General features: G+C 39.8%; 17 protein-coding genes. 8 read left to right on the top strand and 9 right to left on the bottom strand.

The features are described from left to right. Positions 1–128: 128 nt before the first annotated feature. The 3 genes from secA to J8L73_RS09805 are packed head-to-tail and all read left to right on the top strand — an operon-like array spanning position 129 to position 4369. On the top strand, positions 129–2837 hold the full coding sequence (gene secA, locus J8L73_RS09815) for a preprotein translocase subunit SecA (protein WP_211016641.1): 2709 nt from the start codon (positions 129–131) through the stop codon (positions 2835–2837). A gap of 60 nt (positions 2838–2897) precedes the next feature. Continuing rightward, positions 2898–3296 carry an 8-oxo-dGTP diphosphatase MutT gene (mutT, locus tag J8L73_RS09810; RefSeq protein WP_211016639.1) on the top strand — a complete coding sequence of 133 codons (399 nt, stop codon included), beginning with the start codon at positions 2898–2900 and terminating at the stop codon, positions 3294–3296. A 5-nt stretch (positions 3297–3301) separates the two neighbouring features. After that, on the top strand, positions 3302–4369 hold the full coding sequence (locus J8L73_RS09805) for a phosphotransferase (protein WP_211016637.1): 1068 nt from the start codon (positions 3302–3304) through the stop codon (positions 4367–4369). A 101-nt stretch (positions 4370–4470) separates the two neighbouring features. Here J8L73_RS09805 and J8L73_RS09800 read toward each other — a convergent pair whose 3' ends face one another. The 3 genes from J8L73_RS09800 to pmbA form a co-directional block, all read right to left on the bottom strand. Beyond that, on the bottom strand, positions 4471–6546 hold the full coding sequence (locus tag J8L73_RS09800; RefSeq protein WP_211016635.1) for a M13 family metallopeptidase: 2076 nt from the start codon (positions 6544–6546) through the stop codon (positions 4471–4473). A gap of 257 nt (positions 6547–6803) precedes the next feature. Continuing rightward, positions 6804–7286 carry a DUF721 domain-containing protein gene (locus J8L73_RS09795; protein ID WP_211000299.1) on the bottom strand — a complete coding sequence of 161 codons (483 nt, stop codon included), beginning with the start codon at positions 7284–7286 and terminating at the stop codon, positions 6804–6806. Positions 7287–7403: 117 nt separating this feature from the next. After that, complete coding sequence (gene pmbA, locus J8L73_RS09790) at positions 7404–8753, bottom strand: metalloprotease PmbA (protein ID WP_138682584.1); 1350 nt, start codon at positions 8751–8753, stop codon at positions 7404–7406. Between the two features lie 144 nt (positions 8754–8897). Here pmbA and yjgA point away from each other — a divergent pair, with 144 nt between their 5' ends. Together yjgA and hemN are read left to right on the top strand one after the other, a co-directional pair. Then, positions 8898–9431, top strand: a complete 534-nt coding sequence (gene yjgA / locus J8L73_RS09785; protein ID WP_058547636.1) for a ribosome biogenesis factor YjgA — start codon at positions 8898–8900, stop codon at positions 9429–9431. Between the two features lie 112 nt (positions 9432–9543). Next, entirely contained in the window at positions 9544–10917 is a 1374-nt protein-coding gene (gene hemN / locus J8L73_RS09780) for an oxygen-independent coproporphyrinogen III oxidase (RefSeq protein WP_211016634.1), read from the top strand. Between the two features lie 76 nt (positions 10918–10993). Here the strand turns inward: hemN and J8L73_RS09775 are convergent, their stop codons facing one another. From J8L73_RS09775 to J8L73_RS09765, 3 genes are all read right to left on the bottom strand, one after another. Further along, complete coding sequence (locus J8L73_RS09775; protein ID WP_211016632.1) at positions 10994–11509, bottom strand: DUF2489 domain-containing protein; 516 nt, start codon at positions 11507–11509, stop codon at positions 10994–10996. A 12-nt stretch (positions 11510–11521) separates the two neighbouring features. Then, positions 11522–12118 (bottom strand): Der GTPase-activating protein YihI, encoded by a 597-nt coding sequence (yihI, locus tag J8L73_RS09770; protein WP_211000294.1) that lies wholly within the window; start codon positions 12116–12118, stop codon positions 11522–11524. A gap of 750 nt (positions 12119–12868) precedes the next feature. Continuing rightward, positions 12869–13501: a c-type cytochrome gene (locus J8L73_RS09765; protein ID WP_211000293.1), complete on the bottom strand. Its 633-nt coding sequence runs from the start codon at positions 13499–13501 to the stop codon at positions 12869–12871. A gap of 283 nt (positions 13502–13784) precedes the next feature. Between J8L73_RS09765 and yihA the strand changes: the two genes are divergently transcribed. Beyond that, positions 13785–14450, top strand: a complete 666-nt coding sequence (yihA, locus tag J8L73_RS09760) for a ribosome biogenesis GTP-binding protein YihA/YsxC (RefSeq protein ID WP_211016630.1) — start codon at positions 13785–13787, stop codon at positions 14448–14450. A 3-nt stretch (positions 14451–14453) separates the two neighbouring features. Here the strand turns inward: yihA and J8L73_RS09755 are convergent, their stop codons facing one another. The 3 genes from J8L73_RS09755 to polA form a co-directional block, all read right to left on the bottom strand. Beyond that, positions 14454–14972 (bottom strand): DUF1285 domain-containing protein, encoded by a 519-nt coding sequence (locus tag J8L73_RS09755; RefSeq protein ID WP_211016628.1) that lies wholly within the window; start codon positions 14970–14972, stop codon positions 14454–14456. Then, a complete protein-coding gene (locus tag J8L73_RS09750) occupies positions 14969–15556 on the bottom strand; it encodes a YceI family protein (RefSeq protein WP_211000290.1) in 588 nt (195 codons plus the stop codon). Before J8L73_RS09750 ends, J8L73_RS09755 begins: the two co-directional genes overlap by 4 nt. 488 nt (positions 15557–16044) lie before the next feature. Next, positions 16045–18780: a DNA polymerase I gene (gene polA / locus J8L73_RS09745; protein ID WP_211016625.1), complete on the bottom strand. Its 2736-nt coding sequence runs from the start codon at positions 18778–18780 to the stop codon at positions 16045–16047. A gap of 524 nt (positions 18781–19304) precedes the next feature. On the opposite strand from polA, the gene elbB reads away from it, so the two are divergent. Together elbB and J8L73_RS09735 are read left to right on the top strand one after the other, a co-directional pair. Beyond that, positions 19305–19952, top strand: coding sequence for an isoprenoid biosynthesis glyoxalase ElbB (gene elbB / locus J8L73_RS09740; RefSeq protein ID WP_211016623.1), 648 nt, complete (start codon positions 19305–19307; stop codon positions 19950–19952). Positions 19953–20177: 225 nt separating this feature from the next. Further along, positions 20178–20573 (top strand): cytochrome c5 family protein, encoded by a 396-nt coding sequence (locus tag J8L73_RS09735; protein WP_211000287.1) that lies wholly within the window; start codon positions 20178–20180, stop codon positions 20571–20573. Positions 20574–20653: the final 80 nt, after the last annotated feature.

Genomic DNA, 20653 nt, shown 5'->3' with positions numbered 1-20653 from the left:
GCACTTTAATACAAAATTGCTAATTAATATGTTCTACGTGTTATGTAAAAGCACATATTAATTACCAATTGTAAAAAATGGGTTAGCCGACACTCGGTTAACAAAGAATACATTGTAACGGTTTTATCATGATATCTAATTTATTTACCAAGATTTTTGGTAGTCGCAATGACCGCACTATTAAAAACCTAAGAAAGACGGTCGCGCTAATCAATGCGCTAGAAACGCAATTAGAAGCGCTTTCTGATGAAGATTTAAGAGCTAAGACAGCTGAGTTTAGAGAACGTTACGACAACGGACAAAGCCTTGACGACATTTTACCAGAAGCATTTGCTGTGGTACGTGAAGCGTCAAAGCGTGTAAATGCTATGCGTCATTTCGACGTACAGCTATTAGGTGGTATGGTTTTACATCAAGGTCGCATTGCAGAAATGCGTACCGGTGAAGGTAAAACACTCACAGCAACACTTCCAGCCTACTTAAATGGCTTAACAGGCAAAGGCGTACACGTAATTACCGTGAACGACTACCTTGCTAAACGTGATGCTGAAACTAACCGCGAGTTATTTGAGTTCTTAGGCCTAACTGTTGGCTGTAACGTACCTGGCATGATGCCACAGCAGAAAAAGCAAGCTTATACTGCCGACATCACCTACGGTACAAATAACGAATTTGGTTTTGACTACCTTCGTGACAACATGGCATTTAGCATTGATGAACGCGTACAGCGCCCATTATTTTATGCAGTAGTGGATGAAGTAGATTCAATCCTAATCGATGAAGCACGTACACCGCTTATTATTTCAGGCCCTGCTGAAGATAGCTCTGAGCTATACATCGAAATCAACAAAATAGTGCCGCTTTTAGAGCTTCAAGAAAAAGAAGACGAAGAAGGCGTTGAAGGCGATGGCGATTACACAATCGACGAAAAGTCTAAGCAAGTTCATTTAACTGAACGTGGCCAAATTAAAGTTGAAGACTTATTAAGTGAGCGCGGTTTAATTGAAGAAGGCGACTCGCTTTACTCAGCAAGCAGCATCACCCTTTTAAGCCATGTATATGCAGCACTACGCGCTCATAAGCTTTATCAAAAAGATGTTGATTACGTTGTTAAAGAAAACGAAGTCATTATTATCGATGAGCATACAGGGCGTTCAATGGAAGGCCGTCGTTGGTCTGAAGGTTTACACCAAGCTGTTGAAGCTAAAGAAGGTGTAAAAATTCAAAACGAGAACCAAACGCTTGCTTCAATCACTTTCCAAAACTACTTCCGTTTATACGAAACGTTAGCAGGTATGACAGGTACAGCCGACACTGAAGCATTTGAATTTCAGTCAATTTATGGCCTGGATACTGTAGTTATGCCAACTAATAAGCCGATGATCCGTGATGATCGCGCCGATTTAGTTTACCTAACGCAAGAAGAAAAATACGAAGCCATTTTAATCGATATTAAAGATTGCCAAGAGCGCGGACAACCTGTGCTTGTAGGTACTATTTCGATTGAAAGCTCTGAGTATTTATCACAGTTTTTACGCAAAGAAAAAATTAAGCACAACGTACTTAACGCTAAATTCCATGCGCAAGAAGCTGACATTGTATCGGATGCAGGTTTACCTGGTACTGTTACTATTGCAACCAACATGGCCGGTCGTGGTACCGATATCGTGCTTGGCGGCAACTGGAACAGCGAAGTTGAAAAACTAGAAAATCCAACAGATGAGCAAATTGCTGAAATTAAAGCAGCATGGAAAATTCGCCATGATGCAGTAATTGATGCTGGCGGTTTACACATCATTGGTACTGAGCGCCATGAATCGCGCCGTATAGATAACCAATTACGTGGTCGTTCTGGTCGTCAAGGTGATGCCGGCTCTAGTCGTTTTTACCTATCGATGGATGATGCGCTAATGCGTATATTTGCCGGCGAGCGCATGACTAACATGATGCGTAAACTAGGCATGCAACGCGGCGAAGCAATTGAGCACCCATGGGTTAACCGCGCAATTGAAAACGCACAACGTAAAGTAGAGGCACGTAACTTTGATGTACGTAAGCAACTACTTGAATACGATGATGTAGCAAACGATCAACGTCGTGTTGTTTACTCTCAACGTAACGAACTGCTTGAAGAAGGCGATATTTCAGAAACTATCACAGCTATCCGTGGTGATGTACTTACTGGTGTTATTGACCAGTACATTGCACCGCAAAGCCTTGCTGAGATGTGGGATGTGCCTGGCCTTGAAGAGCGCTTAAAACAAGACTTCCTAATTGAGCTGCCTATTTCACAATGGCTAGCTGATGACAATAAACTCTACGAAGAAAAACTTCGTGAGCGTATTGAGCAAGCGGTTGAGCAAGCTTACAAGCAAAAAGAAGAGCAAGTTGGCGACTCTGTACTACGCCAGTTTGAAAAAGCGATTATGCTACAAAGTCTTGATCAGCACTGGAAAGATCACCTTGCTGCAATGGATCACCTACGCCAAGGTATTCACTTACGTGGTTACGCGCAAAAGAATCCTAAGCAAGAGTACAAACGCGAGTCGTTTGAACTGTTCTCTGAAATGCTTGAAAACTTAAAAGTTGATGTAGTTGGCATTTTAAGTAAAGTACAAGTACGCGCAGAAGAAGATGTTGAAAAAGTAGAAGAGCAACACCGCAAGAGTGAAAACGCTCCTCGCGAATACCAACATGAAGAAGCTGAGCACGTAGGCGGCGAAGCACCTCAAAGCGCAACCGTAATGGCTAGAACAGAGCCAAAAGTTGGCCGTAATGATCCGTGTCCTTGTGGTTCAGGTCAAAAGTTCAAACAGTGTTGTGGTAAATTAAAATAACCACGTATTGTAAGTAATTAAAAAGCGACGCTAGCGTCGCTTTTTTTATGGAGTAAAAATATGACAATAAAAATAGTAAATGTAGCCGTTGGTGTTATTAAAAAAAACAATGCCATATTTATTTGTAAGCGCGGTGATGAGCAACACCAAGGTGGCTTGTGGGAATTTCCTGGTGGCAAAGTAGAAGCTGGCGAAAGCGTATTTGCAGCGCTTAAGCGTGAACTAACAGAAGAAGTGGGGATCACAATTCACAGCTCCAGCCAGCTAATGGTGATTGAGCATGACTACGGTGATAAATGTGTAAGACTCGATATTCATGTCGTTAGTAATTTTAGCGGTGAAGCACGTGGCGCTGAAGGACAACCAAGCGAATGGGTAGCCATTAGCGAGCTTAGTAACTACGACTTCCCTGCGGCTAACGCTGATATTATTGAAAAAATACAAGCTCGATACGCGTAAGTAAAATGAATACGTTAATTCAAAATAAGTTGAGTGAGCTTTTAGCGCTAAACCCCGAACAAACTCAGGTTAGCGCTATAGGTAGCGGGCACATAAATACGACGTGGCTGCTTAGTAATGCGTCGCAGCAATTTATTGTGCAAAAGCTCAATACCCATGTATTTAAACACCCTCTGCAACTCATTAATAATGCGAAATTAATTGAACAGCACTTATGCGCTAAACAGCAAAGTAACAGCTACCCGCTTGAGATTGTTAAACACATACGCACACACAGTAATGAGTACTTAATAAGCATTGAAAACGAGCAATACCGAGTACTTAACTTTATTAAGCAAAGCTTTAGTGAAGATGTAGTTAAAACCACAGAGCAAGCACATCAAGCAGCTTTAGCATTTGGCACCTTTGCAAGCGCCCTTCACGATTTTGATGCCGCATCGCTTTACACTGTTATTGAGAATTTTCATAACTTAGCCATTCGCTTTAAGCAATTAAACTCAGCTATCAATACAAGTGCAGAGAAGCGGCTCACTCGCTGTGAAAGCGAAATAGCCTATTGCTTATCGCAGCAGCATTTAATTAAAGAACTCAGTGATATAGCCTCTGACTTACCTATTCGCGTATGCCATAACGACACTAAAATAAATAATATGCTGTATTGTAGTAATACGCATAAAGCAAAAGCGGTTATCGATTTAGATACCTGTATGGCAGGGTTTTTACTGTATGACTTTGGTGACATGGTACGTACATTTTGCTGTGCTGAGGCAGAAGACTCGACCAACCTTGATAAAGTAGTTATTCGTAAAGAGATTTTTGAGGCGCTCGTTAAGGGCTACCTAGCTCCCCTTCAGCCTGTTATGAGCAAGGCAGAACAATCAAGCTTGTTGCTTGGCGCTAAAATTATGCCGTTAATGCTTAGCGTGCGTTTTTTAACTGATTACTTAAATAACGACGTGTATTTTAAAACCACCCATGCAGAACATAACTTAGAACGAGCTCAAAACCAATTGGCTCTGTACAAAAATATTTTAAGTAATGAAAGCTGGATGCATAAAACCCTCATGCAATAGCAGCAATGTTATTGGTATAAAAAAACCAGCAAGCTAAACACTTGCTGGTTTTTTATTAAGTTAACCTAAATTTTGGTTAAGCTAATTAAAATAAATATCAATTACCAAATTTTTACGCGATCTTCTGGTTTGATATACATTTTGTCGCCTTCTTTTACGTCAAACGCTTCATAAAATTCTGGCATGTTCGACAAGATACCGATTACACGGTAGTGGCTTGGTGAATGTGGGTCTGTCATTAAGCGGTTACGTAACTCTTCATCACGATACTTACGACGCCAAATTTGAGCCCAGCCCATAAAGAAGCGTTGATCGCCTGTGTAACCATCAATTACCGGCGCTTTGCTATCGCCTAAAGATAACATATATGCTTTATGCGCTACGGTTAAGCCACCTAAATCACCAATGTTTTCGCCAAGCGTTAGCTCGCCGTTAACACCTGCATCTTCAAACGGCTTATACTCATTGTATTGTGCCACTAGTGCACCTGTACGCTCTTCAAACTGTTTAAGGTCAGTCTCGCTCCACCAATTACGTAGGTTACCGTCACCGTCGTATTTAGCACCTTGGTCGTCAAAACCGTGACCAAGTTCGTGGCCAATTACCGCGCCAATTGCACCGTAGTTTACAGCATCATCCGCTTCTAAATTAAAGAAAGGCGGTTGTAAAATGGCGGCAGGAAATACAATTTCGTTGTTTACAGGGTTGTAATAAGCATTTACCGTTTGCGGCGTCATGTGCCACTCAGAACGATCAACAGGCTTGCCTAATTTAGCAATCATGTCTTTGTAAGCCCATTCACTGTAACGAATGTAGTTACCTACTAGTTCTTCTGAATTGATTGTAAGCTCAGAGTAGTCTTTCCAGTTATCTGGGTAACCAATTTTAGGGGTAAATTTGTTTAGCTTTTCTTGGGCAGCAAGCTTAGTTTCCGGGCTCATCCACTCAAGGTTTTCAATAGCTACACCGTAACCTTTAATTACGTTATCAACTAACTCTTCCATACGCGCTTTCGCTTCTGGCGGGAAATTATCTTTAACGTACACTTTACCTAAAATTTCACCCAGTACACTGTTAGAAGCATCAACTGCTTTTTTCCAAAGTGGCGCTTGCTCTTCTACACCACGCAATGTTGTGCTGTAAAAGTTAAATTTAAGATCAACAAAATCGTCACTAAGTAGCTGTGCATAGCCACTCACAAAATGGAATTTCAAATAGTTTTTCCACGTTGTTACGCCTGTGTTTTTATACACGTCGGCAAATGCTTCTAGGTAGCTTGGCTGACGCACAATAATTTCTTGTATATCTACACCAGCGTCTTTAAAAAACGTAGCTAAATCAAAATCACCCATTAGTTTATCAGCATCGGCAACCGTCATCTTATTATACGATTTTGTTGCATCACGGCTTTGTACTCGGCTCCACTGTGCATCAGCTAAAGACTTTTCAAATGCGATAACACTTTTAGCGGCTTCAGATGCATTTTTAACACCTGATTTAGCTAAAATATCGGTCATGTATTGCTCATAAGCTGCACGAATTTTAGTAAACTTTTCGTCATCTTTTAAGTAGTAGTCACGATCTGGTAAACCAAGGCCCGATTGCGATAAGTACAACGCATATTCGCTTGAATTTTTAGCATCGTTATTTACAAACCAACCAAATGGTAAGCTAGCACCTTGCTTTTGAATTTTAGCCATAAGGCCAGCTAAATCAGCTTTAGACTCAACACTATCAATTGTATCTAAAGAAGGCTGAAGTGGTGTAATTCCCATTTCATTACGCGCGCCTTTATTCATGTAGCTTTTATAAAAAGCACCAATTTTATGCTCGTCACTGCCCGCTTTAGCCGCGTTATTAGCAGCCGCGCTTTCAAGAGCCACTTTCATCGCTTTTTGCGACTCGTCATATAACTGCGAAAAAGAACCGTAGTTAGATTTATCGCCTGGGATCTCTGTTTTAGCAAGCCACTGACCATTTATATGATAATAAAAATCATCCTGTGCACGTACAGACTCATCCATGTTGGCAAGGTCTACACCTAACTCAAGTGTTTTTTCTGCAGGAGCCGTGACTGCTGCAGTTTCGGTGGCTTTTGTTTCTTGTTGTTTTTCACCGCAACCTACTAGGCCAAGCGCAAGTGCAATACTTGCGGCGGTAATAGTTACTTTCTTCATAGTTATTCCGTTTGTTAGTTAGAATTTAATACCAACTCCATTAAATTCTTGAATATAGCAGGAATAAAAATAGCACTGCCTACACGCTTTTACTTAATGGAATGGGTATCAAGAGCGAACTCAGATAAAAGTACGCCATATGGGTATAATAAACCCCATTAAACAAACATTAAAATAGAATATGTAACAAAGTATTTTGAATGCGATGAGCAAACGAAATAGCCCTACCAATGACAAATAATTTGAATTTCAAAAAATTATTTTTTTCCGTGCAGAGCCAGACGCTCTAATTTTTCTTTTAGAGAAGGAGGTGCAGATGCAGCAATCGCATTTAAATAATCGGAGGTTTGAGTGCTCATTTTACGAGAATTACCCGTAGCTGCGCTTTGTGCTTGGCTTTTATTGCCAGTAGCGCTTAATCGCTGAGTAGCTTGCGGATTTGCAGTAATTTTTATTTGCCCAAGCTCAGCCATTCCTGCTGCTCTAAAGTGTGACTGCATATCCATTTTCAAATAATTAAGCTTAAGCGCGATAGAAGCCGATACAGCCTCAATCATTAACGTACCATCACGGTAGTTACTCACTCTGCACTTTTCGCTCAGCTTAGGTCCTAAAAACTCTTTTAATAGAGTTTGCTGCTTATCAAGTGCTTGGCTTTTACCTGCATAGGCCGACAAGCGGTTGTTAAGCCCCGCCATAATGTCGGTTAGCGGCTTTGGTGCATATCTATCTTTTGCCATTTAACACCCCATAAATTTAAATAAAGCATTGTTAAGCCAAGCACGTAAATGTTTGGCTTAACTGAGCGCTTTTATATTATACCAATTCGCCTAATTAAGTATTATTGCAAATTGCTATTAAGCGCCTGCTATTTGCATTTGCTCTATAAGTACTGAGCCAGTTTGAATACCGCCTCTGCGCTCAATATCGCCACCAATTGCACTAATGCCTTTAAACATATCTTTTAAATTTCCGGCAATAGTAATTTCACTTACAGGGTATTGTATCTGGCCGTTTTCGACCCAAAAACCAGCTGCTCCACGCGAGTAGTCACCCGTAACGGTGTTTACACCCTGGCCCATAAGCTCAGTAACTAATAAACCAGTACCCATGGTTTTTAATAAAGCCGATAAATCGTTATGAGTTTGTTCAACTAACCAGTTATGTATACCGCCAGCATGGCCTGTTGGCGTCATATTCATTTTACGTGCAGCGTAACTTGCTAATAAATAGGTTTGTAGCTCGCCACCTTGGATTATTTCACGATCAAGCGTTTTAACCCCTTCGCTATCAAAAGGCGATGATGCTAAACCTTTTAAAATATGTGGGCGCTCAGCTATATTTACACAGTTACTAAATACCTGTGTGCCAAGGCTGTCGAGTAAAAAACTCGACTTACGATAAAGTGCACCACCACCAATGGCCGATACTAAATGGCCAAACAGTGAATTAGCAATATCAGCTCTAAAAATAACAGGCACTTTCATAGTCCCTAGTTTTTGGCTGTTTAGTTTAGCGAGGGTTTCTGCAGCGGCTTCAAGCCCAACCGCAGCGGCATCATTTAAACCAGCTTGATCGCGCGCAACGGTGTAAGCAGAGTCGCGCTGCATATGCTCGCCTTCTTTACCTATTACCATAGTGCTAATGCTATGACGAGTCCGAGGAAAACCTGCAATTAAGCCATGGCTGTTGCCATATACACGTAAACCTTGGTGCGATGAAAAGCTGGCACCGTCTGAATTAACAATTCGCTCATCAGCATTTAATGCAGCTTGCTCTGCGGCATGACAAAGCTCAATACCTTGCTCTGGGCTTACATCCCACGGGTGGTATAAATCTAAATCTTTTGGTGAAAACTCGAGTAATTCTTTATCGGCAACGCCATTAAATGGGTCATCAGATGTAAATTTAGCTATGTCTATCGCTTTTTCTACAACGGTACGCAGTGTTTTTGGATTCAAATCGGCGGTAGACGCAGAGCCTTTATTATTACCAACATATACACTTATACCTAAACCACCGTCTTGGTTAAATTCAATGGTTTCCACTTCACCCATACGTGTACTAACCGATAAACCAGATGTGCTCGACATCGCAGCTTCTGCAGCTGTTGCACCCAACTTTTTTGCATGCTCAAGCACTTCGGCTACGGCATCTTTTACTTGAGAGATTTGAGAATAAATTGGATCGTGTTGTTGGCTTTTCATAAATTAAGTCCTGAGCCTTAAGGCAATATTGCACGCATTTTTTATAGTTAAATGCTAACACACTCACTGCACCACATCAGCTAATATTAATCACTAAAAGAATCGCGTATAATGGCAAAAGTTATTTTTATTTAAGAGCACCCCATGGCAAAGAAAAAAGGCAAGCCTGCTGAAATTGAAGAAGAAATTATATATGTATCAAGAACGGAGCTTAAGCGCGAAGCGCAAGAGTTTCATCAGTTAGGTTCTGAAATTGCCAAAATGGGTAAAAAACAGCGAGAGCGCCTACCATTAAATGACGATTTAAAAGAGGCCATGGTTGTTGCTGATAAAATTAGTAATAAAAGTGATGCTTACCGTCGTCACTTAAACTACATTGCAAAAACGCTTCGTACTGTAGAAAACATCGAAGAAATTAAAGCAATAATCGATGTAATGCTAAATAAAAATAACCAAGCTGAAGTATTGGTTAAAAAAATTGAGCAGCTTCGCGCAGACTTAATTGAGCAAGGTGATGATCTAATTAATGAAACCATTGAGCAGTTTCCTGAGCTAGACCGCCAACAGTTACGCCAGTTAGTTCGTAATGCGACCAAAGAAGCTAAAGCTGAAAAGCCTGGTAAAGGTTACAAAGAGTTATTTCAGTACCTTAAAGATGCTCATACAGTGACTTACTAGCGTTAAAAATAAAGTTAAAAAGGTGCTGCGGCACCTTTTTTTGTTGTAGATCAAAAACTCTGCTTACAAAGCTTTTTATAATTTGCACCTTATTAACATAAAGGTGCGCGTGATGATAGAACTTCCAAAATGGGATGATTCCCTAATAAACAAATATAATGTTTCTGGTCCTCGCTACACCTCTTACCCTACGGCACTTTCTCTTAGTGAAGGTTACAACCAGCAAGACTTGCTAAGCGCCATTGAGTCATCATCTAGCCGTTCACTATCTTTGTATATACATATTCCGTTTTGTAGCCAACTTTGTTATTACTGCGGCTGTAATAAAATTATTACTCGTCATCAATCAAAAGCAGATGTGTATCTAGATTACCTTGCTAAAGAGATTAAAGCCCAAGCTTCCCTATTTAAACACTACACCGTAGAGCAATTACATTTAGGTGGTGGAACTCCCACTTTTTTAAATACCAAGCAAATGACTCGCTTAGTGACTTTATTAGAGCAGCATTTTGATTTTACTCATACAACTGAGCGTGGAATAGAGATAGACCCACGCTCACTTAGCGACAACATGCTCGTTGATTTGCGTGTGCTAGGCTTTAACCGCGTATCGTTTGGTATTCAAGATTTTAATGATGAGGTGCAACTTGCTGTAAATCGCCCACAACAAGCCAGTAAAGTTAAGCAACTAATTACTCAAGCGCGCGAGCTTGGCTTTAAATCAATTAATGCAGATATGATTTATGGGCTTCCACTACAAACACCTCAAAGCTTTAAGCATACTATTGAGCAATTAATTGCGTTAAACCCTGACCGTGTATCGGTATTTAATTACGCTCATTTGCCAGAGCGCTTCGCTGCACAACGTAAAATTAAAGATGCAGATTTGCCTAGCGCGCATGACAAACTGACTATGTTCAAAAACACTCTTGAACAAATGACTCAAGCAGGATATCAATTTATTGGCATGGATCATTTTGCTCGCCCCGAAAACGAGCTAGCAACTGCACAAAACGAAGCTAAGCTACACCGTAACTTTCAGGGTTACACCACACATGGTAACTGTGATTTACTGGGCTTAGGTGTATCGTCTATTTCACAAATTGGCAATGCTATTTTGCAAAATCAAAAAGAGCTAAAGCAATATTATCATGCAACCGAAACACAAAGCGGCTGTGCGATTAATAAAGGGATGCATTTAAATACTGATGACATAATACGTGCTGATGCTATTAAACAGCTTATTTGCCAGTTTGAGCTTAATACAGAAGACTTTGCCAATAAGCATGGTATTGAATTTAATAGTTACTTTGCAGATGCTCTCACTGCACTTATACCGCTAATAGATGATGCCATGGTAACAATCAATGACAATACGATTAAAGTAACGCCGCGCGGCAATTTATTTATACGTATAATTTGCATGTGCTTCGATGCTCACTTACAAAAACAAATTAACGCAACGCGATTTTCCAGAGTAATTTAGCCTGAACTTTGGGTAATAAATACATCGACATAAAAAAAGCAGACCTAGGTCTGCTTTTTTACATTATCAATAGTACTTAATTAAACACTACTTTATCGCTGCCAGGAGCCGCTTTAAACTCTACAATAATTTTTGCGCAATCAGCTTTTATAGCGTCATTAAGCTTTTCTTCTGCGCGCCAACGAGCCGTGTCTTGTTTAAAAATCTCTTTTTTAGAGTATTTTTTACGAGCATCATGCGTTGGCATTTCTTTAACTACTTCGTACATTTCAAAAATGCCAGGGTACTGAGCAGTTAAATCACGCTCATCTTCAAATGCGTATTGAGACATAAGGACCCAAATACGCAAACACCCTTCTGAAAACTCACACTGCTCTTCGTTCATTGCACGAGCAATTAAATGAATGCTGTCGGCCAATTTAGCATTACGCTCTAAACGTGACTTTTTAAGCTTTTTTTGCTGCTCAGCTTGAGTTTTTGCAATTAGCTTTTTTTGTGCACTTAACTTATAAAGCAACTGACCCGCATAAAATGCTAAGCCAGCAATAATCGCAGCACCTACAAATAAGGCTATGATCAACGCTGTACTCATTATTTGCCCTTACTATTTGTCGTCTTCGTCTAGCCATTCATTGGCTAAATCGTCAGATAAGTATTGATCGAAGTCAGCGTTGCTTTCACTTGCAAAGTCATCTTCGAAATCATCTTCAAACTCGTCTTCATCCTCATCTTCAATACCAAGGATTTTACATAAGGCTTGATGGCGAGCAATACGGCTATTAAAGTACTTAGCATCTTTACCGGTTAGCATTTCACCTTTTTCATGGCGCTCGACTAATTTTAGTAAGCGCTCATCATTTTCAAGCGCTTCAAGCTCTTGTTCTGGTGTAATCTCAGGCTCAGTAACCTTTTTAAGTTCAACCGTAGGTTTTAAGTTACGTTTCATTTCAACTTTAGGTTCAGGTGCTGTAGCAATTAATGGCACTGCTTTTTTACTGCCTACACGCTTATCTTTGGGCGTGTAACCGCCTTTTTGGCTATCATTATCTAATAGCTCAGGAGCGTTACGAGAACCAGGCTTAGCACCTTTGGTTTTTTTTACTCGCTGCTCTTTCAATGCGCGCATTTCTTTAAGTTTGTCTTGGCTTAGACGAACAGGTCCATTTGATGGGCTTTTGCGTGACTTTTTAGTTCTACTCATATCTTGATCATCTCACTTAAGAGGTTTTGAGCGAGGCGCAACTTAATGGGCATCGCAGTGCTGGCCTAGCCAGAAGAATTCAGTTTGCGCTATAGAGGTTGGGTTACTCATTAAAAAGCGCCTTAGCTAATAATCGCTAATTTTAAACGGTGGGTATTGTAACAGGACAAATAAAAAGGCGGTAGAGAAAACATCTCTACCGCCTGCTAATCTGAGCGCCATTATCTGGACACTTCTCCCTTCGACTTTTTTTAGTCTTTATTATTTTTATTATTATCGGTCCGTTTTGTTATTATTAATACCTTCCCTGTAACATTCCCTTTTGTTTTTATTATTAAACTTCCATGAGTTTTTTATTATTCTCGGTCGTCCTGACTCTTTTTTATTATTTCCTTTAGTAGCAACATCTTGTGCTATGTAGTCGTGTCGCGCCATTTTCCTTTAGCATAATCCATTTTGTTATTGTTGTTTTGCGACAGTGGTTAATTTACTCGTTAATAATTTTGTTACAACTGGTTTATATAACTTTTATTATAATGATTACATTAACATGAGGTGAAGTATTTATTTTTCAATTAGTTAACTTGAAACAAAAATTTAAAAGAGGACTTTTCTTACAACTTAATATGGTCAATGTCTCACATAGGCAAAGGGTTATATCGGTAAATTAACATACAAAAAAAGCAGCCTAAGCTGCTTTTTTCAACACATTACAGTCTATTATCTAGTGACGGCTAGATAAATACGACTTTAGTGTAAACCACCTAAGTACTGAGAAAGCACTTCAATGTCTTTATCTGTTAATTTCTTAGCTATATCGCCCATCATGCCGTTTAGGTCATTACTACGCGTGCCATCGCGGAATTTTTCAAGTTGAGACTTGATGTATTCTGGATGTTGGAAAGAAATTTTTGGAAACTTAGCTAGTGATGAACCGTTACCACGAGGGCCATGACATGCTGCACATGATGGAATTCCACGTTCTGCATCGCCCGCTTTGAAAAGCATTTTACCAACTTCAACCACATCTTTAGGTGTTGAACCTTCAGACATATTCAATGAAGAGAAATAGGCAGCTAAATCTTTCATGTCTTGCTCGCTAAGTGGCATCGCCATAGCGCTCATAACCGGATCCATACGACCTTCTTTACCGCCAGAAGTCATACCTAATTTTAAATCCTGAAGTTGCTTAAGGATATAATCTGGATGTTGACCTGCAAGCTTAGGGTAGATATTAACCGGCGCATTACCATCTGGGCCGTGACAAGCCGCACACGTTGCTGATTTTTCTTTACCTGCGTTTACATCGCCATCGAATGCTGTTGCGTTGCTTGCTGACAACGCACCAAGCAATATTGTTAAAGATAGTGCTATTTTTTTCATGGTGAATTCTCTGTTTCCGACCCTGTATCATCTACAATATAGATAGTTGTAATACATGTATTCTACACGATAAAAAATTCTCTGGCACGTTTTCTACTCATATTAAGCTTATAAATTATAGGGTTTTGACCTAGATTAAGCTTTAAGTGTCTTTTAATGTGCCATTTGTGCTGCTTTAAGGTGTTTAAATACGCTTTTTAATACATCCTTTATAGTATAAAATACGCGCCCTGAGTGAATTTAGTTTACTCAACATGACCATTTTTAAGTTTTAGGAGAGCCTGTGCTCAAATCTCGTATCAAATATAATACTGCGTCTTTCGTAACAAGCGCTCCAGACATTACTAAATTACCTGCTGATACGGGAATTGAAGTCGCGTTTGCTGGTCGCTCTAATGCAGGTAAATCAAGTGCACTTAATGCGCTTACAGACCAAAAGCTAGCTCGTACAAGTAAAACACCAGGGCGTACTCAGCTAATCAATACCTTTGAACTTGCCAATGTTGACAACATGCGCTTAATCGATTTACCTGGGTATGGTTTTGCTAAAGTACCAATTGAAATGAAAAAGAAATGGCAAAAGTCGTTAGGTGAATACCTGCAAAAACGCCAAAGCCTAAAGGGTATCGTGGTATTAATGGATATTCGCCATCCGTTAAAAGACTTAGATAAAGATTTAATTAACTGGGCTATAGGTAGCGAAATACCAGTACTTGCCCTTTTAACAAAAGCAGACAAGCTTAAGCAAGGTGCGCGTAAGGCACAGGTATTACAAGTACGTCGTGAATTAAGCGAGCTTGATGGTGACATTACTGTACATGCATTTTCATCGCTTAAAGGCACAGGCTTACCTGAAGTTGCTAAAAAGCTAGATGAATGGTACTTAGGTCCCGTTGTAGCAATTCCACCACAAGACAAACAAAGCAAAGAAACAGACCCTAACGCTTAATTGCTAAGAAAGATAAAACTTTTCTTCTGCTGATTTTATATAATAGCCGCGCTCATCTTCTGCGGCTATTTCAGCCCACTGGTAAAACACACTTCTATTTATACGTGCACAGCAACCATACGGTAGCTGTAAATAGGGCACGGCTATACCTTTATAGTTTTGTATAGTTAATGGCTGTTCAGCACTTATGAGCCATTGCCTAGCAATATTATCTACACAACACAAAACCTTTCCTTGTGCTGTATTTTCAAAACGCCAGTCCACAATTATAAATGGCGCATCTTGCACCTCTATCGCTATTTTTTCGACTGGGGTTTTTAAGTAAAACTGCGTACCTTCTTTACATAAAACACTGGCGAATAGCTTCACCATAGCAATGCGAGTTATCTCACTGCCATCGTAAAACCATTGCCCTTGCTCATCAATAACAATTGGCAGCTCACCACAATGAGTTGGCTGCCAGCTGTCAAACGGTTTGCTTGGCTCGCTTAATTGTTTACTAAGCTGTGCAAGTGAGATCACTGCTTTTTAAGTGTTAGTGCAAATGTAACGGGTACAGCTGTCGCTATTGACGGTAACCCCGCTAATTTTTGTAGCTGTTTAACACCTTCCGTTACGCCAAAATCATCACTATTAATAATAATCGGTGTGAAAGATGACACGCTTAAGTCACCGTTTTGTAAGCTAGTTACTAACACATCTATTTTGAATGGCTTTTTATTTCCATGAAAATCAAGTTCAGCATCAATACCTTTAAGCACATGCTGGCCTGGCTTTTTAACACGACTAAGTTCTTTAGCTAAATCAGCACTTAAAACAGCATTTGGAAATTTACTCGCTTCAAATAATAGTTTAGCTAAACGCTCATTACGGATTGGGATAAGCGTTTCTGCAGAGCTTAAGTCGACATTTACACTAAACTTACCGCTATCTGTAAGCATGCCCTCGAGGTTGGTAAAGTGATGGGCCTCTGCAACTGAATCTTTTTTAATTGATACAAAGCTCAATTGGCTTTTATCATTAACAAGCTGCCAATCAGCCTGAGCAACATTAGAAATGACTAAACTTGATAAAGAAAAACCTGCAATAGCTAATGCTTTAAACATAACGCACTCCTTAGTAATAAAATGAAAATAATAGGAATCAAAAATAATAGCACTTTGATGGTATCACCTGCGATGTACCCAAACCACCTCAAAGTAACGAATGGATAACGCGATGAGCAAAATTAATAAAGCTGAGTTTTTAGGAGCAGAATAAAAAACGGCCCACCAAAAATATGGCAGGCCGGTATAGCAAACTGGGGAGAAGCTATCAATTTGTTGCACCCTTTCAGATGCATCATCAACAGGATGTCCTACAGGATGAGGACGGGCGGGACTTTAACAAAAGAGCGCATAAAAATACAATGATATTCCTCAAAAACAGTTCGAATTGACGAACATATAACTATTTAATACAAATAGTTGCTTAAATTAACCTACTTTTAACTAAACCTTGTTCACAGCAAAAACCTAAAGCATTATTGCGCTAGTTTTTTACAGTCATAAAAAAAGCGCCTAGTGGCGCTTTAAAGTAAATAAATAATTAAGTATTAGTGAGCTTGTTCCCAGTTTTCACCTTCATCGGCTTCTACTATTAAAGGCACATCAAGTGTGGCCGCTTGTGACATGAGTTCACAAATTTTTTTTGTGTACGCTTGTGCACAATCCGTTTTAATCTCAAATACCAGTTCATCGTGAACTTGCATAAGTAACTTAATCGTATTTGGTGCCTGCTCGCTTACCCAGCTATGTACACTTAACATTGCTTTTTTAATAATGTCTGCCGCTGTGCCTTGCATTGGTGCATTAATTGCTGCACGTTCAGCACCTTTGCGTCGAGCGCCATTGCGCGCATTGATTTCTGGTAAATGCAGGCGACGACCAAAAATAGTTTCAACATACCCATTTTCAGCGGCTTTTTCGCGGGTTGTTTCCATGTATTCAAGTACACCAGGGAAACGCTCAAAGTACTTATCAATATAGTGCTGCGCTTCGTGGCGTGGCACATCAAGCTGACGCGCTAAACCAAAGGCTGACATTCCATAAATTAAACCAAAGTTTACTGCTTTAGCTTTACGGCGCATATCTGTGGTTACATCATCAAGCTCAACACCAAACACTTCAGCAGCAGTTGCACTGTGAACATCTAAACCGTTTGCAAAGGCATTAAGTAGGCCTTTATCTTGCGATAAGTGCGCCATAATACGCAGTTCAATTTGGCTGTAATCGGCAGCCACTATTTTATAGCCTTCTGCGGCTATAAAGGCTTCACGAATACGGCGTCCCTCTTCAGAGCGAATTGGTATATTTTGTAAGTTAGGATCGGTTGAACTTAAACGCCCTGTTGCTGTAACCGCTTGATGATAAGACGTATGCACACGTTGCGTTTTCTCATTGACCATTAACGGTAATTTGTCGGTATACGTTGATTTAAGCTTAGATAATCCACGATGTTCAATAATTACTTTTGGTAATGGATAATCATGGGCAAGCTCTTGCAGTACCTCTTCAGCCGTTGAAGGCGCACCTTTAGGCGTTTTTTTAATAACTGGCAGCTCAAGCTTTTCAAATAATAGAACTTGTAATTGTTTGGGTGAGCTTAAGTTAAATGGTTCGCCTGCTATTTCATATGCTTCTTTTTCAAGTTCAAGTAAACGTTCACCTAAGCGCTGGCTGTGCGCTGCAAGCATATTGCTATCAATTGCTACACCTGTGCGTTCAATATCCGAAATAACATTTACCAAAGGCATTTCTATTTCTTCAAATACCGATTTTAGCTTTTCATCTGCCTCTAGTTTAGGCCACAGCACTTCGTGTAAACGCAGAGTTATATCCGCATCTTCAGCAGCATAAGGTGCGGCTTTTTCAAGCTCAATTTGGTTAAAGGTAAGCTGCTTTTTACCTTTGCCAGCAATATCTTCAAAGCTAATATTTTTATGGCCTAGGTATTTAAGTGCTAATGAATCCATGTCATGGCGTGTGCCTACGCTATTAAATACGTACGACTCAAGCATAGTGTCAAACTTAATACCGTTAAGTTCATAACCGGCATTAGCCAGCACACTTTTATCGTACTTAAGATTTTGTCCTACTTTGGCTTTATTTGCATCAGCTAAAATTGGCCCAAGTTTTTGCATTACAAACTCAAGGCTTAATTGCTCAGGTGCTCCTGGGTAGTCGTGCGCAACAGGTAAGTAAGCTGCTTCACCCGCTTTTACTGAAAAGCTCATACCGACTAACTGCGCTTGCATATAATCAAGGCTGGTTGTTTCGGTATCAAACGCAAATAATTCAGCACTGTTTAACTGCTCAATAAGCGTATCAAATTGTGATTCGGTTAAAATAGTTTCGTAATGTGCATCTTCTACTTTTGGCAGCTCATTTGCCTCAGTAGGCACATCTATATGTGTATCTGCGGTTTTAGGATCATCCAATAATTCAGCTAACCAACGACGAAATTCGCATTCACCATATAATGCAATTAACTCATCTTTATTTGGCTCTTGAAGCTTAAAGGTATCAAGATCAGATTCAACCTCAACATCACATTTTATTGTTGCAAGCTCATAACTTAAAGGCAGGTGATCAAGCGCCGTTGCTAACTTTTCACCAATTTTACCTTTAATATCGCCAGCGTTATCCATTACACCTTGAAGCGATCCGTATTTTTGAAGCCACTTAACAGCTGTTTTAGGACCGCACCCTTCAACACCCGGTATGTTATCAACCTTGTCACCCATCAATGCTAAATAATCGATAATCAGCTCTGGACCTACACCGAATTTTTCTACTACGGTTTGTGGGTCTGAAATACTGTCGGTCATGGTATTAATAAGTGTTACATGCTCATTTACAAGCTGAGCCATGTCTTTATCACCCGTTGAAACGAGGACATGACGTTTTTGCTCTGATGCAATGCGTGCAAAGGTCCCAATTACATCATCGGCTTCTACACCTTCAATGCTAATAAGCGGAAAACCCATTGCTTTAATAATGCTGTGTATTGGTGCTATTTGTGTGCGTAAGTCGTCCGGCATAGGCGGGCGGTTAGCTTTATACTCGCTATACATATCATTACGAAAGGTTTTACCTTTGGCATCAAACACCACTACCATGTGCGACGGATCATATTGCCTGATCAGGCTTTTAAGCATATTGATCACACCATAAATAGCCCCAGTAGCCTCACCTTTTGAATTAGTTAAATGCGGCGGAGAATGATAAGCACGAAATAAATATGAAGAGCCATCAACTAAAATAAGCGGGTTTTCGGGGATCTGAGCCATGGTGAATTTGGATCCTAAATACAAAAAATTAAGGTAATTGTAAGCATGCCATAAGGCAGTAAATAAAACGACAGTGAATTATTATCCATCGTGGTATAAAAATTAGAGCAAGCTGTGGATAAGTATGTAGATAACAGCCACAGGCTATTCTTCCGAAGCAATATAAAACGCTTAGAAAATACTTTAACTGCTTGTTTTTGTTTAAAAAAGATAATACGAGGTTCTTTTTTTATTATTTTAAACCAATGTGGAAAAAGGTTTTCTAACTGTTACATCCGCTGTTAGTCACTTTGATTATTTGTATCCATTTAAATAACCGGAGGAGTATTCTAGCATAATGGATCAAAGATCATAGCGATCCTTTATAATTTTTTTAGAGGCGAAGTGATCGCAAATGGCATAAACCGCAAAATAACTTGCTCAGCGAATGCTTTTTATACTAAAAATTTATTTTAACGAGAAATTTTGAGCATGTTAGACTTCACCCAATCGACTTATGAAAATGATTTTAGGAGCACAAAAGCATGAAAAAAATAGCCGTAATTTTAGCAGGGTCTGGTGTTTTTGATGGTAGTGAAATTAATGAAGCTGTACTTAGCTTATTACATATAGCTAAAAATGATGCTAGCTATCAGTGTTTTGCACCAGATATAGCGCAGCATCACACTATAAATCATATCACGGGTGAAGAAATGCCTGAAACGCGTAATGTGCTTGTTGAAGCCGCACGAATTGCTAGAGGCGACATTAAATCGCTGAAAGAATTAGACGTACAACAATTTGACGCGCTCATTGTTCCTGGTGGTTTTGGTGCAGCAAAAAACTTATGTGACTTTGCTCTTAATGGTACAAATGCAACTATCAACGCTGGGGTACTTGAAGTGGGTAAAGCATTTGCAAAAGCTAAAAAGCCAGCAGGTTATATGTGTATAGCTCCGGCTTTGATCCCCTTTATTTATGATGATGCTTCACTTACTATCGGCACTGATGAAGATACAGCAAACGCATTAACATCGCTCGGCGCTAAGCACGTAGACTGTGCGGTTGACGATATTGTAATTGATCAACCAAACAAATTAGTAACCACCCCTGCATATATGCTTGCACAATCGCTTGTTGAAGCCGATGCAGGGATCGAAAAACTTGTACGCAGCGTATTATCTATGAGCTAACTTAAAATGACTTTGCTTGTAATGTAGCAAATTAACTTTATTTGTTTACTTTACAAAATAACGTTAATTTTTAAATTTTATTGCGTTAACGCAAAAATTAGTCAGTTTTATTAATAAAATAGCCTCTTAGCGTTTTATAAATTGCTTCAGAGAGTTATAATCGGTTTAATTTCCGTCATCTATAATCGTGATTGATCACGTTCAAATCGAAGTGAGCAAGGCAAAATGAAAAAACTAACAGCTGCAGCATTAGTAATGCTAGCAACCACCGCATACGCACAGCCATATGATAATTCTATGACTGAAGATGCAATAAAAAAACGTCTCGCGCCGGTTGGTGCTGTATACCTTGAAGGCGACAAAGCGGCTGTTGCTGCTGAGCCTACAGGCCCACGTTCAGGTGAGCAGGTTTACCAAGGTGCTTGTTTTGCATGTCATGGTACTGGTGCATTAGGCGCGCCTAAATCAGCTGATGACTGGGCACCGCGTATAGCCAAAGGTAAAGATACTTTACTTGAGCACGCACTAAATGGTTTTAATGCAATGCCGCCTAAAGGGACTTGTATGGATTGTTCTGATGACGAGATTAGCGCTGCTATCGATTTCATGACATCTAAGTAAATACTATTTAGTAATGTAAGAAGGCTTACCTTAGGTAGGCCTTTTTTAATGCCTTTTTAACGCTTTTAGCCACATTTTTA

This window comes from Pseudoalteromonas sp. MMG006 (assembly GCF_018101025.1).
In the GTDB taxonomy this organism is placed as follows: Bacteria; Pseudomonadota; Gammaproteobacteria; order Enterobacterales; family Alteromonadaceae; genus Pseudoalteromonas.
This window is presented reverse-complemented; position numbering and strand designations above follow the sequence as displayed.